Source organism: Kitasatospora sp. NPDC085879 (assembly GCF_040686255.1).
GTDB lineage: Bacteria > Actinomycetota > Actinomycetes > Streptomycetales > Streptomycetaceae > Kitasatospora.
This window is the reverse complement of sequence record NZ_JBFBJZ010000011.1, coordinates 78,464-94,857: the sequence shown is the minus strand read 5'-3', so window position 1 is coordinate 94,857 and position 16,394 is coordinate 78,464. Positions and strand designations below refer to the sequence as shown.

14 protein-coding genes are annotated in these 16,394 nt (G+C 73.8%); 9 read left to right on the top strand and 5 right to left on the bottom strand.

Annotated features, from left to right (window positions below):
- Positions 1 to 115: 115 nt before the first annotated feature.
- Both AB0P35_RS11495 and AB0P35_RS11490 read right to left on the bottom strand, forming a co-directional pair.
- Positions 116 to 1,465 carry an AarF/ABC1/UbiB kinase family protein gene (locus AB0P35_RS11495; RefSeq protein ID WP_363509523.1) on the bottom strand — a complete coding sequence of 450 codons (1,350 nt, stop codon included), beginning with the start codon at positions 1,463 to 1,465 and terminating at the stop codon, positions 116 to 118.
- 447 nt (positions 1,466 to 1,912) lie between these two features.
- Positions 1,913 to 3,055 (bottom strand): ThiF family adenylyltransferase, encoded by a 1,143-nt coding sequence (locus tag AB0P35_RS11490; RefSeq protein WP_363509521.1) that lies wholly within the window; start codon positions 3,053 to 3,055, stop codon positions 1,913 to 1,915.
- Between the two features lie 276 nt (positions 3,056 to 3,331).
- Here AB0P35_RS11490 and AB0P35_RS11485 point away from each other — a divergent pair, with 276 nt between their 5' ends.
- The 4 genes from AB0P35_RS11485 to AB0P35_RS11470 all read left to right on the top strand — a co-directional run bounded on the left by AB0P35_RS11485 (position 3,332) and on the right by AB0P35_RS11470 (position 7,090).
- Positions 3,332 to 4,045, top strand: a complete 714-nt coding sequence (locus AB0P35_RS11485) for a M48 family metallopeptidase (protein WP_095873262.1) — start codon at positions 3,332 to 3,334, stop codon at positions 4,043 to 4,045.
- Between the two features lie 108 nt (positions 4,046 to 4,153).
- Positions 4,154 to 5,647 carry a TerD family protein gene (locus AB0P35_RS11480; protein WP_363509519.1) on the top strand — a complete coding sequence of 498 codons (1,494 nt, stop codon included), beginning with the start codon at positions 4,154 to 4,156 and terminating at the stop codon, positions 5,645 to 5,647.
- Positions 5,648 to 5,662: 15 nt separating this feature from the next.
- A complete protein-coding gene (locus AB0P35_RS11475) occupies positions 5,663 to 6,355 on the top strand; it encodes an AIM24 family protein (RefSeq protein WP_363509517.1) in 693 nt (230 codons plus the stop codon).
- Between the two features lie 24 nt (positions 6,356 to 6,379).
- Positions 6,380 to 7,090 (top strand): AIM24 family protein, encoded by a 711-nt coding sequence (locus tag AB0P35_RS11470; protein WP_363509515.1) that lies wholly within the window; start codon positions 6,380 to 6,382, stop codon positions 7,088 to 7,090.
- A 63-nt stretch (positions 7,091 to 7,153) separates the two neighbouring features.
- Here AB0P35_RS11470 and AB0P35_RS11465 read toward each other — a convergent pair whose 3' ends face one another.
- Entirely contained in the window at positions 7,154 to 7,723 is a 570-nt protein-coding gene (locus tag AB0P35_RS11465; RefSeq protein WP_363509513.1) for an NUDIX hydrolase, read from the bottom strand.
- Positions 7,720 to 9,234, bottom strand: a complete 1,515-nt coding sequence (locus AB0P35_RS11460; RefSeq protein WP_363509511.1) for a zinc-dependent metalloprotease — start codon at positions 9,232 to 9,234, stop codon at positions 7,720 to 7,722. Before AB0P35_RS11460 ends, AB0P35_RS11465 begins: the two co-directional genes overlap by 4 nt.
- A gap of 292 nt (positions 9,235 to 9,526) precedes the next feature.
- Between AB0P35_RS11460 and AB0P35_RS11455 the strand changes: the two genes are divergently transcribed.
- The 4 genes from AB0P35_RS11455 to AB0P35_RS11440 all read left to right on the top strand — a co-directional run bounded on the left by AB0P35_RS11455 (position 9,527) and on the right by AB0P35_RS11440 (position 12,698).
- A complete protein-coding gene (locus tag AB0P35_RS11455; protein ID WP_363509615.1) occupies positions 9,527 to 10,576 on the top strand; it encodes an NAD-dependent epimerase/dehydratase family protein in 1,050 nt (349 codons plus the stop codon).
- A 98-nt stretch (positions 10,577 to 10,674) separates the two neighbouring features.
- A complete protein-coding gene (locus tag AB0P35_RS11450; RefSeq protein ID WP_257019060.1) occupies positions 10,675 to 11,115 on the top strand; it encodes a molybdenum cofactor biosynthesis protein MoaE in 441 nt (146 codons plus the stop codon).
- 228 nt (positions 11,116 to 11,343) lie between these two features.
- Positions 11,344 to 11,526, top strand: a complete 183-nt coding sequence (locus AB0P35_RS11445; RefSeq protein ID WP_095873255.1) for a hypothetical protein — start codon at positions 11,344 to 11,346, stop codon at positions 11,524 to 11,526.
- Positions 11,527 to 11,576: 50 nt separating this feature from the next.
- Complete coding sequence (locus tag AB0P35_RS11440) at positions 11,577 to 12,698, top strand: PDZ domain-containing protein (RefSeq protein ID WP_363509508.1); 1,122 nt, start codon at positions 11,577 to 11,579, stop codon at positions 12,696 to 12,698.
- Between the two features lie 37 nt (positions 12,699 to 12,735).
- Here the strand turns inward: AB0P35_RS11440 and AB0P35_RS11435 are convergent, their stop codons facing one another.
- On the bottom strand, positions 12,736 to 13,296 hold the full coding sequence (locus tag AB0P35_RS11435) for a PPA1309 family protein (protein WP_095873253.1): 561 nt from the start codon (positions 13,294 to 13,296) through the stop codon (positions 12,736 to 12,738).
- A 177-nt stretch (positions 13,297 to 13,473) separates the two neighbouring features.
- Between AB0P35_RS11435 and AB0P35_RS11430 the strand changes: the two genes are divergently transcribed.
- Positions 13,474 to 16,386: a UPF0182 family protein gene (locus AB0P35_RS11430; RefSeq protein ID WP_363509613.1), complete on the top strand. Its 2,913-nt coding sequence runs from the start codon at positions 13,474 to 13,476 to the stop codon at positions 16,384 to 16,386.
- Positions 16,387 to 16,394: the final 8 nt, after the last annotated feature.

Below are 16,394 nucleotides of genomic sequence, written 5' to 3'. Positions count from 1 at the left end.
GACCAGGCAGAGCAGCAGAACGAAACGAAAGGCCGCCCCCCTGCGGAAGGGGGCGGCCTTCGCCGTATCTGCGTCCGCGTCCGCGTCGGCGTCCGAGCCGGCGTCCGCGTCGGTGCTAGGACCTCTCCGGCAGCTTCTGCTCGGCGAAACCGGGCAGCCAGGCGGTCAGCTCCTCGTGCAGCCGGACCGTCGCCCCCAGCTGGCAGAGCACGCCGATGGTGCTCAGTGTCACCCGGTGGATCAGCAGGTATGACGGCGGCAGGTTGAGCTGCTTGCCCAGGTTGTAGGCGGGCGAGCGGGGATCGGCGATCCGGGCGGCCTGGGCGCGCATCCAGTCCCGGGTGAAGGTGAACTCCTCCACCCGGGTGGGCTCGATGATCGGCAGCAGGTAGTCCAGCACCGCGTCCGGGTCGAGCGAGATGGTGGGCCGGACGAAGCCCTCCTGGCGGAGCAGGTCGTAGACCGCGCCGGCCTCCCCGGCCAGGGCGAGCCGCAGCGAGGCGCCGATCGGATCCGGAAGCCCGCCGGGCAGCCGGTCCACCGTGCCGAAGTCCAGGACGCCGAGCCGCCACTCCTCCACCGGCCCGCCGTCGCCCAGCAGACGGAAGTTGCCCGGATGCGGATCCGCGTGCAGCAGACCGGTGCGGGTCGGGCCGGCGAACAGGAAGCGGGCCAGCAACTGGCCGGCCCGGTCCCGCTCGGCCGTGGAACCCGAGGCGATCACCCGGGCCAGCGGCGTGCCGTCCATCCACTCCGTGACCAGCACCTGCCCGGACCGGTCGACCACCTGCGGCACGGCGATGTCCGGGTCGTCCGCGAACTCCGCCGCGTGCGCCTGCTGGGCCTGCGCCTCCAGGCCGTAGTCCAGCTCCTCCGCGACCCGGGCCCGCATCTCGGCGATCAGCGGCTTCATGTCCATCCCCGGGATCAGCGGGCCCAGCACCCGGGCGAGCCGGGCCAGCTGGCCGAGATCACTGAGCAGGGCGTCTCCCGCGCCCGGGTACTGCACCTTGACGGCGACCGCCCGCCCGTCGTGCCAGACCGCGCGGTGCACCTGGCCGATGGACGCGGCGGCGGCCGGCCGGTCGTCGAAGCTGCGGAACCGCTCCCGCCAGTCCGGGCCGATCTGCTCCGCCATCACCCGGTGCACGGTGGCCGACGGCATCGCCGGGGCAGAGTCCTGAAGCTTCGTCAGCGCGGCCCGGTAGGGGCCGGCCACGTCCTCGGGCAGTGCCGACTCGAAGACCGACAGCGCCTGGCCGAACTTCATCGCGCCGCCCTTGAGCTGACCGAGCGTCGAGAAGAGCTGCTCGGCGGTGCGTTGCTGGAGTTCGGCGGTGACCTCCTCGGCCGGGCGGCCGCCCAGCCGCTTGCCCAGCCCGAGCGTGGCACGCGTGGCGAAGCCGAGCGGCAGCGCCGCCAGCCGTGCGGTTCGCGTCACGGCCTTGCGCGGAAGATCGCTCACCCCGGGGCCTCCCAGTCGGATCGCGCCCGCGGGGACGGCCCGGCGCGGGCTGCGCCGGACACGGCCTGCCGCCGGGCAGTGGTCACCACGCCATTGTGCCCGCTCGCCACCCCGTATCCGGCGAATCATCCGGACTGGCATTCGGGCGCGCAACCGGAGGGAGGGGCGCACGCCGTGCGGTTCACCCTGTCGGCCCCCTGGAGGCCCGCCGCCCGACCGCCCGCCGAGGGCGTTCACCCGCCAGGGCGAGGCACCCGGCGGCCCGCGGTCAACACCGGACGACCGAGCACCATCCGATCGAGGGGCGGCCGAGAGCGGCGGACGATCGGTGAACCGCGGCCGGGAGACGGTGGCACGCCGGGTTGCGACAGGGCGGGTTGTGGTGCGGCAGGTTGCGGACGGACCGGCCCCGCCGACCGCGGCGCGGCCGTTCACCCGCGCCCCGTCTCACCCGCGCCCCCGTCCGGCCCCGGAGCAGGCACCCGCACCCGGGACCGGCAGCGCCGGGCGGCCGCCCGGCCACAGGCAGCCGCAGGCCGGATGGGCGGGCAGCCTCAGCCGCCGCACCATGCCGTCCGCGGCGGACACCTCGCACCACCCGTCCACGCTCGGCGGCAGCACCCCGTCCAGGTAGAGCTGCGCGTGCAGCGCGGCCAGCCCGGCGACGGCGGTGGCGAGCGCGCTGTCGCAGGCGGGCGTGCGGGCCCGGCCGGGGCCGGCGCCCTCCAGCTGGGCCAGCAGCCCGGGCCAGCCCTCGTCCTCGTCGCTCCTGGTGAGCGCGGCGCAGCCGCCGCAGGCCGAGGCGCCGGGCACCACCAGCGGCCCGACCACACCCAGGTGCTCCAGCACGCCCACATACAGGTGCGGCACGCCGGCCCGGGCCAGCTCGTGCGCCTCGACGGTGCGGCCCGTCCAGGCGCCGGCGCCGTCCCGCGGCGCGAGGACGACCAGCGCGGGCGGCCCGGCGGCCACCGGGGCGGCCCGGTGGCGGTCGGCCGGGGCGGCCCCGGCGGCCCGCAGCACGGCCTCCCGGGAGGCGGTGCTGCGCAGCCGTCCGACGTCGGTGGGCGGCAGCCCGGCGGGTGAGCAGTCCCCGGGGTCGACCCGGCCGCCGTCGGCCACCGTGACGCCGCCGACCCCGCCCGCCGCCAGGACGGCGGCCACGGCCGCGCCGACCCGCCCGGCGCCCCGCACCTCCACCCGGGCCCGACGGCGGGCGGCCAGCACCTCGGCGGCCTCGCGGGGCTCGGGGTGGACGAGGGAGAGCCCGGCGGCGTCCGGCGCCAGTAGCTCCCGCTGGGGCTGCGGGAAGCCCTCCAGGGCGCGCTGGAGGGCCCCGGCGTCGTCCAGCAGCTCGCCGTGGGCCAGCGAGTCGAGCAGAGCCCGGGAGAAGTCGGCGTCGAGGCCGAGCCGGTCGCCGGCGGCGAGCAGTTCGGCGGTGTCGCGGGTGCCGTCGACGAGATCCAGGAAGGCGGCCACGACGGCGTCGGCCTGCTCGACCAGCCGGGCGTGCCGGCGGACGGTGCCGAACTGGAGGGTCATCTCGTCCCGGCGGAGGCGGGCGAGTCCGGGCTTGAGCATCGGGCGCATGGGCGTCACTCCGGTGCGGACGCCACCTGCAAGTAGGCAGGTGGGGGTGCGGGTGCGGTCCTCGGAACGGGCCTGCGCCCACCGAGGTGACGGCAGGATGCCCGAGCCCCGACCGGCAGGGGAAACACGTTGTCCACAGGCCCGATCGCATTGTCCGACCATCTGTGCGTACACCCTGTGGACAACTCTCGTTCGCCCGACGTGCGCGACCCCTGCACCCGTCCCGCGGCCCCGGCGGCGGCGATCTGTCGGAGCAGCCGGGTAACGTCGGGTGTCATGGCGGCCGAACCGGACACCCGAGACCCGTCGCCGCGCCGGCGTACCCGGGTCGCCTCCGAGTACGGTGCCGCGGCGACCGCTGCGCGTGGGCGCGCACAACAGACGGAACCCCCGGCGGCCGACCCCTCGGCGGCCGACAGTCCGACGATCGAGGTCCGCCGCAGTGCCCGGCGCAGCCGCACCGTCTCCGCCTACCGGGAGGGCGACCGGACGATCGTGCTGATCCCGGCCCGGATGTCGAAGGCCGAGGAGCAGCGCTGGGTGTCCCAGATGCTCCAGCGGCTCGCCCGCCAGGAGAGCCGCCGCACCCTCGGGGACGACGCGCTGGAGGCCCGGGCCCGCGAGCTGTCCGAGACGTACCTGGGCGGCCGGGCGGTGCCCCGCGCCGTCCGCTGGGTCACCAATCAGAACTCCCGCTGGGGGTCCTGTACGCCCGCCGAGCGGACCGTCCGGCTCTCCCACCGGCTGCAGGGCATGCCCGGCTACGTGGTCGACTACGTGCTGCTGCACGAGCTGGCCCATCTGCTGGTGGCCGACCACGGGCCGCGGTTCTGGGCGCTGCTGGAGGCCTACCCGCGCACCGAGCGGGCCCGCGGCTACCTGGAGGGCGTGGCCGCGGCGGGCCGGCTGCCGCACCCGCCCGGCACCGGCGGGGGTGCAACGGCCGGCGACGGGGGGCCGGCCGGCGGCGAGGACGGCGACTGCGACTGAGCCCACGCGGCCGCGCAGAACCGCGGTGGTCGGGGCTGCTGCCGGGGCGGGCCGCTGGGATATGGTCTCGGGGATCAGCAGCCGCACGGGAGGGGGCCGGTCCGCGCCATGTCCAGGGAACTCGCCAAGGCGTCCCGCGTCCGGATCAGTGAGCTGACCGCGAGCACCGAGCTCTACCTCGGGGTGCACATCGCGGCGCCGGGGCTGAGCTTCGACATCAGCTGCTTCGGCCTGGACGCCGACGAACGGCTCAGCGACGACCGCTACTTCGTCTTCTTCAACCAGCCCGCCAGCCCCGAGCGGTCGATCCGGCTGCTGGGCGCGCAGGACGGCGACTCGGAGTCCTTCGCGGTGGCGCTGCCCGCCGTCCCGGAGGCCGTCCACAAGCTCGCGCTCACCGCCACCATCGACGGCGACGGGCAGATGTCCCAGGTGGCCTCCGGCCATGTGCGGATCGTGGCCGGCGGCACCGAGGTCGGCCGCTACAGCTTCACCGGCGCCGAGTTCTCCACCGAGCGGGCCGTGATGCTGGCGGACGTCTACCGCCGGGGCGGCGAGTGGCGGTTCGCCGCGGTCGGGCAGGGCTTCGACGGCGGCCTGCGCGCGCTGCTGGAGAACTTCGGCGGCGAGGCCCTGGAGGACGAGCCCGCGGAGCCCGCCGCCCCCGCGGCCGCGCCCCCGTTCGTCCCCGCGCCCCCGTTCGTCCCCGCGCCGCAGCAGGCCCCGGACGCCACCCTGCTCGCCGTCCCCGTCCCCACCGCGGCCCCGACGGCCCCGCAGCCGTACCCGGACGCCACCCTGCTCGCCGTGCCTGTCCCGCCCGGGGCCGCGCTCCCGCCGGCCGCTCCCGCCGTACCGCCGCAGCCTCCCGCGCCGCCCCAGCCCTACGACGGTCTGCAGTCCTACGGCGCGCCGCAGCCCGCCGGCGTGCGGATCTCGCTGACCAAGTACGCCGAGCTGACGAAGTACGCCGAGCCCACGGCGAGCCCGGACTGGGTGAAGCAGAACGACAAGCTCGTCCGGGTGAACCTGACGAAGGGCCGCGACGTGCTGGCCCTGCAGGGCAGCATGGTCGCCTACCAGGGCAAGGCCGACTTCGCGCACGAGAGTTCCGGCATGCTGCGCAAGCTGGTCGGCAATCTGACGGGCCAGCAGCTGAAGCTGATGCGGATCACCGGCGAGGGCCAGGTGTTCCTCGCCGACGAGGCCTGCGACCTGCACGTGGTGCGGCTGGAGGGCGACTCCTTCTGCGTCGGCTCGGACCGGGTGCTGGCCTTCGAGGCCGGCCTGGAGCACGAGGTGCGCCGGATCGAGGGCGAGGGCCTGCCCAACGGCGGCTTCTTCACCCTGCAGTTCAGCGGCCACGGCACGGTGGTGGTGAAGACCAACGGCGTCCCGGTGGTGCTGCCGGTCACCCCCACCCCGGAGACGTACGTGGACGTGCAGGCGTTGGTGGCCTGGTCGCGCGGCTCGCAGGTGATCACCACCGCGCCGGTGCGGATCCGCCGCTCCGCGTACGCGGGCCACGCGGCGGAGTCGTACAGCCTCCAGTTCCGCGGCGCGCCGGGGAACTTCGTCGTCGTCCAGCCGTTCGAGGTCTGAGGTCCAGGAGGATTAATGGAGGCGCAGTTCCTCTCCGGCGGCGGGCTCGACGTGTACCGCGCCGCCGACACCGGGGTGCGGATGAGCAACCACGGCACGGCCATGTGCCGGGTGGCGCTGACGACCGGGGCCGACGTCTACGCCAAGGCCGGCGCGATGGTGGCCTACGAGGGCTTCCTGCAGTACGAGCCGGTGCCGCAGTCGCTGCGGCGGGCGCTCGGCGAGTGGGCGTCCGGCGAGCGCAGCCCGTTGCTGCAGTGGACCGGTGACGGCGCGCTCTACCTCGCCGACATGGGCGCCGACGTGCTCAACCTGCAGCTCGCCGAGGAGTCGCTGTCGGTCAACGGCTCGCACCTGCTGGCCATGGACGCCACCCTCGCCTGCTCGGTGGAGAAGGTCCGCGGTCCCGTGCTGCTGGCCGGCACCGGCCTCTACAACGTCACGGTGACCGGCAGCGGCTGGGTCTCCGTCACCTCCCGCGGCGTGCCCGTGGTGCTGGACTGCGCGGACACCGAGACCTTCGTCGACCCGGACGCGCTGGTCGCCTGGACCACCGGCCTCGAGGTGCGCACCCGCCGGACGGTCAAGGTCGGCTCGCTGATCGGCCGCGGCAGCGGCGAGGCGCTGCAACTCGGCTTCCGGGGCCACGGCTTCGTCGTCGTACAGCCCAGCGAGGACACCGCCGACCGCCTCAAGATCCGCGGCTGAGAACCGAGTTCGAGGAGCCCCTCCGTGCAGAGCCCCCTCCTGGCGCACACCGCCGGCACCGGCACCGACCGCTTCGCGCTGCAGAACCCGCAGCTGCTGCGGGTCACCCTGGACGGCCGGTCCGAGGTGCTCGCCCGCAGCGGCGCCATGGTCGCGCACGTCGGCCGGGTGGACTTCACCGGCTGGACGCCGCCCTCCGGTAACAACCGCCGCAGCGGCAGCGGCCGGCAGGGCGCCAACCGGCGCCGCGACGCCGGCGTGCTCGACCTGATGCGCTGCTCCGGCACCGGCACGGTCTACCTCGCCAACCTGGCCCAGCACCTGCACGTGCTGCAGCTGAACCAGGAGCGTCTGGTGGTCACCAACAGCTACGTGCTGGCCCTGGACACCACCCTGGACTGGCACACCGTGGCGATCGAGAACGGCGACCGGATCGCCGGCGTCGGCAGCCGCTGCCTGGAGGTGTCCGGCACCGGCGGCCTGGTGCTGATGACCTCGGGCCGCCCGCTGGTGATGCCGGTGGAGCCCGGCCGCTACGTCTACGGCGACGCCGACGCGGTCGTCGGCTGGTCCTCGGGGCTGGAGGTGCAGCTGCAGGCGCAGAGCACCAACACCGAGGCCTGGCGCCGGCGCGGCACCGCGACCGAGGGCTGGGAGCTGGCCTTCACCGGCAGCGGGTTCGTGATCGTGCAGCCCAGCGAGCTGCTGCCGCCGCAGCGCGTGCCGCGCGGCTGAATCGCCCCGGGCAGGCCGACGGCCCGCCTCCGCGCGTGTGCGGGAGCGGGCCGTGCGGACGGCTCAGACCAGGGCGCGGGCGAGCCCGACCAAGGTCCGCACCGAACCGTCCGTCAGCTCGGGCAGCTCGTCGTAGCCGAACCAGCGCAGGTCCAGCGACTCCTCGCTGATCAGCTCCTGCGCGCCGGGCGGGGCGACCGCCACGTACTGCACGTCCAGGTGGGTGTTCTCCGGGAGCTCCTTGCCAGCGCAGCGGACCTGGTGGCGGTCGAGCTTGACCGGCACCGGCTGCCCGTCGACGCCGGTGAGCAGCGCCAGGCCCGCGATGCCGGACTCCTCGACGGCCTCGCGCAGCGCCGCGTCCGCGAGCGTGCCGTCGCCCGGTTCACAGTGGCCGCCCATCTGCAGCCACCGGCCGACCTTGGGGTGCAGGGTCAGCAGCACCCGCCCGGCGGCCGGGTCCACCACCACCGCGCTGGCGGTGATGTGGGCGGGCAGGCAGGCGCGCATCATCCCGTCGGGGCGGGCGGCGAGGTGGTCGAGGTAGTCGAGCCGCAGCCGGTCCTGGCCGGGATCGGCGGACTTCCAGTCCTGCAGGGTGCGGACGGCGTCCCGGTGCAGGGCGTCGCTCACTTGCCGCCGTCCTTGTCCGCGCCGCCGTCGGTGCCCTCGGCGCTGTCGGGGTGCTCGGTGGTGTCGCCGCTGTCGGCCTTCCCGGTGCTCTCGCCGCGGGCGGCGTCGCCGAGCAGCTTGTCGAGGGCGTCGAAGTCGATGCCGCCCTCCTCCTGGCGGTGCACGAAGCCGTCCGGGTCGTCCAGGTCGGCGGCGGTCGGCAGCATGTCCGGGTGCTCCCACAGCGCGTCGCGGCCCTCGATGCCGCGGGCGTCGGCGAGCGAGGCCCACAGCCGGGAGGCGTCCCGCAGCCGGCGCGGGCGCAGCTCCAGGCCGACCAGGGTGGCGAAGGTCTGCTCGGCCGGACCGCCGGTGGCCCGGCGGCGGCGCAGCGTCTCGCGGAGCGCCGCGGCCTGCGGCAGGTGCGGCTGGGCCGCGGCGTGCACGACCGCGTCCACCCAGCCCTCGACCAGTGCCAGCGCCGTCTCCAGCCGGGCCAGCGCGGCCTTCTGCTCGGGGGTGTCCTCGGGCTGCAGCAGACCGCCGGCCAGCGCCTCCTGCAGGGCCTCCGGGTTGGTCGGGTCGAGCTGGCCGACCAGCTCCTCCATCCGGGAGGTGTCGACCTTGATGCCGCGCGCGTACGCCTCGACCGCGCCGAACAGGTGCGCCCGCAGCCACGGCACGTGGGCGAACAGCCGCTGGTGGGCCGCCTCGCGCAGGGCCAGGTAGAGCCGCACCTCGTCGGCGGGCACGCTCAGGCCCTCGCCGAACTCGGCGATGTTCTGCGGCAGCAGCGCGGCCTTGCCGGCCGGGGCGAGCGGCAGGCCGACGTCGGTGGAGCCGACCACCTCGGCGGCGAGCGCGCCCAGCGCCTGCCCGATCTGGGTGCCGAACATGGCGCCGCCCATCGAGCGCATCACGCCCATCAGCGGACCGGCCATGGCCTGCATCTCCGGCGGCAGCACGCCGCCCATGGCGTTGCCCACCCGCTCGGCGACCGGGTCGACGAGGTCCTTCCAGACCGGCAGGGTCGCCTCGATCCACTCGGCGCGGCTCCACGCCACGGCGGTGGACGAGCCGGACGGGAACTCGGTGGCCGCGTCCAGCCACAACTCGGCGAGGCGGACGGCCTCGACGACCGCGGTGCGCTCGGCCGCGCCGACCGAGCGGTCCTTGCTGCGGCCCTCGGCGGGCTCCGCGACCACCGTCTGCCGGGCGATGTTCTGCGCCAGCTCCCAGTTCACCGGGCCGCCGTCGAAGGACAGCATCTGGCCGAGCTGCTGGAAGGCGGCACCGAGGTCGTTGGGGTTGAGGTTGCCCATCATCGCGCCGAAGGGGTTGTCGCCCCCCGCGCCGCCCATGCCGAACAGCGCGCCGAGCGGGTTGCCCGCGCCGAAACCGAAAGGCTGCTGAGGGGTCTCGCCCTGGCCGCCCTTGCCCTCGGCGGCGGCGTTGCCCTGGTCGTCCTTCTTGTCCTTGCCGTCCTCGGGCTCCTCGGGCGGGACACCGAATCCGAAGGGGAGGTCGCTCACGGGGTCCTCAGATCTGCTCGGCCGTCACGCGGGATGTGGCGGGGAATTCGTGTGCCCGCGGAGGCGGGACGTGTCCATGGTCTCGCGGCCCGATGGCGCCGGGTGCGCCCGCCGGGCCCTTGCCTCGGGCAGGATGGACGCTACGTGACACTCGTACGTACGCACTTAAGCTAACCGTGGAGGATGGCCGGTGAGTTCCCCGCCTTCGGACGTTCGCTCTGGGCTGACCGGAGGTGAGGACGACACCGCTGCCGCCGCGGGTTCGCCGTCTCCAGCCTACGGCGGCAGGCCACTGACCGTGGCCGTCACCGGGGCGGCCGGCGTGCTCGGCGAGCGGGTCGCGGCCCGGCTGGTCGGGTCCCCCGGGGTCCGCCGGGTGCTCGCCATCGACGACCGGCGCGGCGAGGTGCCCGGTATGCAGTGGCGGATCCTCGACGTCCGTGACCCGGCCGTGGCGGAGCGCCTGGCCGGGGTGGACGTGGTCGTCCACCTCGCGATGGACCTCGGCATGGAGACCGACCCGCGTGCCCGGAGCGCGTACAACGTGCGGGGCGCGCAGACCGTGGTGACCGCCGCCGCGGCGGCCGGCGTCTCCCGGGTGGTGCTCTGCACCTCGGCGATGGTCTACGGCGCGCTGCCGGACAACGAGGTGCCGCTCGCCGAGGACTCCGAGTTGCGGGCCACCGAGGAGGCCTCGCTGGTCGGCGACCTGCTGGAGATCGAGCGGCTCGCCCGCCGCGCCCCGCGCGCCCACCCGGGCCTGCAGATCACCGTGCTCCGCCCGGCGGTGGTGGTCGGCCCCGGCATCGACACCGTGCTGACCCGGCACTTCGAGGCGCCCCGGCTGCTGGTGGTGGCCGGCTCGCGGCCCTGCTGGCAGTTCTGCCACGTCGACGACCTCGCCTCGGCGCTGGAGTACGCGGCGCTCGGCCTGGTCGAGGGCGAGGTCACCGTCGGCTGCGACGGCTGGCTGGAGCAGGAGGACGTGGAGGAGCTCTCCGGCATCCGCCGCATGGAGCTGCCCGCCTCGCTGGCCCTCGGCACCGCGGCCCGGTTGCACCGCCTCGGCCTGACCCCGGCCCCGGCCGGCGACCTCGCCTACACCATGTACCCCTGGGTGGTCTCCGGCAGCAGGCTGCACGAGGCCGGCTGGCGGCCGGAGTACGGCAACGAGGAGGTGCTCGCCGAGCTCCTCGCCCAGGTCTCCGGCAAGCACGCGGTGGCCGGCCGCCGGCTCGGCGGCAAGGAGGCCGCCACCAGCCTGGGCGCCGCCGGCGCCACCGTCGCCCTGGTGGGCACGGCCGCCCTGGTCCGTCGCGCCCGCAAGCGCAGACGGTTCTAGGCGGCCCACACCGGGCGCTGTTCCGGTATGCGGAATGGCGCAATCGTGATACGGAACCACTTGCCGAGCGCCACCTGTCATGGGGAATCATGGTGACCATGTCCGAGAACCACGACCCGATCCGCCTGCTCGCCATCCGGGACACCCCGCTCTCGCTGGACGAGGTGTACGAGGCGGTCGGCGACGACGCGGCCGGCGGCACCACGGTCTTCGTGGGGACGGTCCGCGACCACGACGGCGGCAAGTCCGTCTCGGCGCTGGAGTACAGCGCACACCCGACCGCCGAGGCGGAGATGCGGCGGATCGCCGAGAAGATCGTCGCCGACTTCCCGGTGAAGGCGCTGGCGGCGGTGCACCGGGTCGGCCGGCTGGAGATCACCGACAAGGCGGTCGTCGTCGCCGTCTCCTGCGCCCACCGCGGCGACGCCTTCGCGGCGGCCCGCCGGCTGATCGACGACCTCAAGCACCAGGTGCCGATCTGGAAGCACCAGGTCTTCAGCGACGGCCAGGAGGAGTGGGTCGGCGCGGGCACCTGCTGACCGCCGCCGTAGCCCGTTCGCCAGCCCCGCCCGTCCCGCCCGTCCGGTCTTCCGCCGGACCCCGGGGGGCCCCGTCCGCGGTGTGCGGAGGCCCCCGTCGGGGCCCTGCCAAGGACGCGTCACGAACCCGCTGCGGGTGAACCGCGGCCGTAACCCGGACGGTGCCCGCACCGTTGTCTGCGCGGACGGTTAATCTGCTGATAGACACGACGAGCTGGGAGAACGAACATGGCTGCGCTCGCCTGGTTGATCATCCCCGTCGCCGCCGCACTGGCCGCCATGGTCTGGGCGGGCTGGGCGGCCCGCACCCCCCGCGCCACCGGTGATCCGGCCTCGCTCGCCGAGCACGAGCGTTTCCGCGCCGCCATGGAGCGCTCCACCGCCGGTTCCGGCGAGTCCCCGCGCGGCTGAGCCCCCGGGCCGGGCAGCGCCGGGCCGCCGACGTCCCGTACTGTCGATCCATGCCACGCCGCTCCGCGACGATGCTCGCCGCCACCCTGCTGCTCATAGGCCTGCTCTGCGCCTCCGTGCTGATGAGGGTGCCGTACACCGAGATGAGTCCGGGCCCGACCTACAACACCCTCGGTGAGCAGGAGAAGAAGTCGGGCGGCTCGGTGCCGGTGATCGCGATCAGCGGGCACGAGACGTACCCGACGAGCGGCCACCTCAACATGACGACGGTCCAGGTCACCGGCGCCAAGTACGAGCCGAGCCTGGTCTCCGCGGTGATCGGCTGGCTGCGCAAGGACGTCCTCGTGGTGCCGCACGACAACGTCTACCCGAAGGGCCAGACCGACAAGGAGGCCCAGCAGGAGAACGCCGAGCAGTTCGCCTCCTCCGAGGACAGCGCCAAGACGGCGGCGCTCAAGCAGCTCGGCATCCCGGTCGGCACCCAGATCGTGGTCTCCTCGGTGGTGGCGGGCGGGCCCTCCGAGGGCAAGCTGCACGCCGGCGACCGGATCGTCGCGGTGGACGGCACCGCGGTGACCGCCAAGGACCAGGTGGCCGCGCTGGTCACCAAGCACAAGCCCGGCGAGACGGTGGAGTTCACGGTCGTCCCGCACACCGCCACGAGCGGCAGCGGCGGTACGAACGGCACCGGCAGTACGGGCGGCACCGGCAGTACGGCCGCCGAGAAGAAGGTCGCCGTCACCACCGCCAAGGCCACCGACGGGCGGGCCATCGTCGGCATCCTGCCGGGGACGGACCACACCTACCCGTTCACCATCGACATCGGCCTGCAGGACGTCGGCGGCCCCAGCGCCGGCCTGATGTTCTCGCTCGGCATCGTCGACAAGCTGACGCCCGGTGACCTCACCGGCGGGAAGTTCGTCGCGGGCACCGGCACCATCAGCGACAACGGCGAGGTCGGCCCGATCGGCGGCATCCAGATGAAGCTGATCGCGGCCCGGGACAAGGGCGCCGAGTACTTCATGACGCCGGCCGAGAACTGCTCCGAGGCCGTCAAGGGCACCCCGGGCGGGCTGACCCTGGTCAAGGTGGAGAGCCTGGACGGCGCGCTGAAGGCGATGGACCAGATCCGTGCCGGCCGGGCCGCGGACCTGCCGTCCTGCCCGAAGTAGCCCGGAGCCCCGGTGACGCCCGGGGCCCCGGAGGACCTCAGGCGAAGGTGGCCAGCAGGGCCTCGGTCAGCCCCGGCACCAGGTCGGGGCCGGTCAGCACCTCGCGGGCGACGTCCTTCTCGCGCAGCCGCAGGGCGATCTCCCGGGAGCCGTCGCGCAGCACGGCGGCGGTGATCCGCACCTCCTGGCGCTGCGGGTGGCCGGCCACCCAGTCGGCGATCTCCTTGTCGGTGGCGTTCTTCGGGCGGGACTGCTCGGCACCGGGCGGCAGCATCAGCCGCTCGACCACCAGCGCGCAGCCGACCACCTGGTCCGGCCAGGCGATGGTGCCGAGGAACTTGTCCAACTCGGCGCCGGCAGGCAGCTCCTCCTGCTCGACCGGGGTCAGCCCGGTGGCCTCGTCGTCGGCCAGACCGAGCTGGCGGGCCAGCTTCGGGTCGGCCTTGCGCAGCGCGGCGGTGTCGACCAGTGCGAACAGCCGGGCCGGGAGGTCCCAGCCGAGCGTGGCCGCGTACTCGTCGATCTCCAGGGCGGCGCGGGTCAGCGGGGACGCGGCCGGCGGCAGGCCGTCGGCGGGCGTGAGGGGTGCATCGGACATGTCCCAATCCTCACATGCCCACGGCCCCCGGCGGCCCCGCCGGGCCCGGTAACGGTCGGGTCTCGGGAGGGCCGCCGACCGGCCCGGCGGGAACTCAGGTGAAGACGGTCTAAGTTGCACTGAGGACCGATCCGACCACGCCGACGACACAGCAGAGGTGCCACCTTGGTTTTCCAGATGCCGGACCGCCCGGAGCCGGGCTTCCGCGCCAGAGTCGGCCCGCCCTCGCGCCGCACCCGGGTTCTGCTGCTGACCGCCGGTGTGCTCGCCGTGCTGTTCCTGCTGTTCGCGCTGGTGTCCGGCTTCTGGACGGACTGGCTGTGGTTCAAATCGGTCGACTACACCACGGTCTTCACCACCCAGCTGCGGACGAAGGCCGGCCTGTTCGCCGTGTTCGGCCTGCTGATGGCCGTGGTGGTCGGGTTCAACGTCTGGCTGGCGCACCGGCTGCGGCCGCCGCTGGCCGCGATGTCGGTCGAGCAGCAGAGCCTGGACCGCTACCGGGCGGGCGTCGCGCCGTACAAGAAGTGGCTGCTGCTCGCGGTCGCCCTGCTGGTCGGCCTGGTGGCCGGCGCCGCGGCCTCCGGGCAGTGGCGCACGTGGCTGCTGTGGACCAACCGGACGCCGTTCGGGGTGAAGGACCCTCAGTTCCACCGGGACGTCGCCTTCTACGCCTTCGACCTGCCCTGGTACGAGTTCCTGCTGGGCTTCGCCTTCAGCGCGGTGATCGTCTCCCTGATGGCCTCCGTCCTGGTGCACTACCTGTACGGCGGCCTGCGCCTGCAGGGGCCGGGCCGCCGTGCCAGCCGCGGCGCACAGGGCCACCTCGCGGTGCTGCTCGGCGTGTTCGTGCTGCTGAAGGCCGTCGCCTACTGGCTGGACCGGTACGGCCTGGCGGTCAAGTCCGGCGCCTACAAGGGCGTGGACGGCTGGACGGGCCTACGCTACGTGGACGCCAACGCCTTCCTGCCGGCCAAGACCATCCTGTTCTTCGTCGCCGTCATCTGCGCACTGCTCTTCTTCCTGACGCCGATCCGCCGCACCTGGGCGCCGGCACTGATCGGCTTCGGTCTGATGGCCCTCTCCGCGGTGCTGATCGGCGGGGTGTACCCGGCGATCGTGCAGCAGTTCCAGGTCAAGCCGAACGAGCAGGCCAAGGAGACGCCGTACATCCAGAAGAACATCGACGCGACCCGTACCGCCTACGGCATCGCGGGCGCCGAGACCCAGCAGTACGACCCGAAGGAGGGTGCCAAGCAGGGCGCCCCCGCGCCGGACCCGCAGACGATCGCGGACATCCGCCTGCTGGACCCGAACGTGGTCGCGCCGACGTTCCAGCAGAACGAGGCGCTGCGCAAGTACTACGCCTTCCCGCGGACGCTGGACGTCGACCGGTACGGCAACCAGGACACCGTGCTCGGCGTGCGCGAGCTCGACCTGAGCGGTGTCCAGCAGCGGAACTGGATCAACGACCACTTCAAGTACACCCACGGCTACGGCGTCGTCGCCGCCAAGGGCAACCAGGTCGACGGCAACGGCAACCCGGTCTACACCCAGTCCGGCCTGCCCACCGACGGCACCTTCGGCGACTACCGCCAGCGGGTGTACTACGGCGAGAAGACCCGGACGTACTCCATCGTCGGCGGCTCCAACCAGGAGATCGACTACACCTCCGAGAGCGGCGCCGACCAGAACTTCACCTACGACGGCGGCAGCGGCGTCTCGCTGGACAGCCCGCTGACCCGGGCCGCGTACGCGCTGAAGTTCGCCGAGCCGCAGATCCTCTACTCGGGGGCGATCACCGACGGCGCCCGGGTGATCTACGACCGCACGCCCAAGGAGCGGGTGGAGAAGGTCGCCCCGTGGCTGTCGATCGACGCCGACCCGTACCCGGTGGTGCAGGACGGCAAGCTGGTCTGGGTGCTGGACGGCTACACCACCTCGGACGGCTACCCGTTCTCCTCCAAGACCACCCTGGGCGAGTCCACCAAGGACTCGCTGACCGACCAGCGCGGCCGCACCCTGACCGCGGTCAACACGGTCAACTACATCCGCAACTCGGTGAAGGCCACGGTCGACGCGTACACCGGCGAGGTGACGCTGTACCAGTGGGACGAGAACGACCCGGTGCTGAAGACCTGGATGAAGGCCTTCCCCGGCACGGTCAAGGCCCGTTCCGCGATCCCCGCCGCGCTGGTGCCCCACCTGCGCTACCCGCAGGACCTGTTCAAGGTGCAGCGCGACCTGCTCGGCCAGTACCACATGACCGACGCCGACTCCTTCTTCAACGGCACGGACATCTGGCAGGTGCCGGTCGACCCCACCACCAACACCGGTGAGGTCCAGCCGCCGTACTACCTGACGCTGAAGATGCCCGGCGCCTCCTCGGCGAGCTTCTCGCTCTCCAGCAGCTTCGTGCCGAGCGGCCGCGACAACCTGGCGGCGTTCATGGCCGTCACCGCCGACCCCGGCCCGGACTACGGCAAGATCCGCGTCCTGAAGATCCCCGGCGGATCGGGCGCGCTCGGGCCGAAGCTGACCCAGGCGAAGTTCAACTCCGAGAAGGCGGTGGCCAACCAGCTCACCCTGCTGAAGACCGGCAGCGATTCGGACATCGAGTACGGCAACCTGCTGACCCTGCCGGTCGGCGGCGGCCTGCTCAACATCGAGCCGGTGTACCTGCTCGGCCGCGGCGCCAAGGCACCCGTGATGCAGAAGGTGCTGGCGGTGTACGGGGACAAGGTCGCCCTGGAGGACAACCTGGCCAAGGCGCTCGCCGCCGTACTGCCGGGCGCGTCCGGCGGCGCGACGGCCACCCCGACCGCCCCCGCCACGCCGAGCACACCCACCCCCGGAACTCCGGGCACGGGCGGCAACCCCGACCTGCAGAAGGCCCTCCAGGACGCCCAGAAGGCCTTCACCGACGGTCAGACCGCGCTGAAGAACGGCGACTGGGCGGCGTACGGGCAGGCGCAGAAGGCACTCCAGGAGGCGCTGGACCGGGCCGCCAAGGCACAGCCGGCCGGCGCCCCGGCACCCTCCGCCTCGCCGTCCCCCTCGGCCTCGGCGTCGCCCTCCGGCACGCCCTGAGCTGCGAG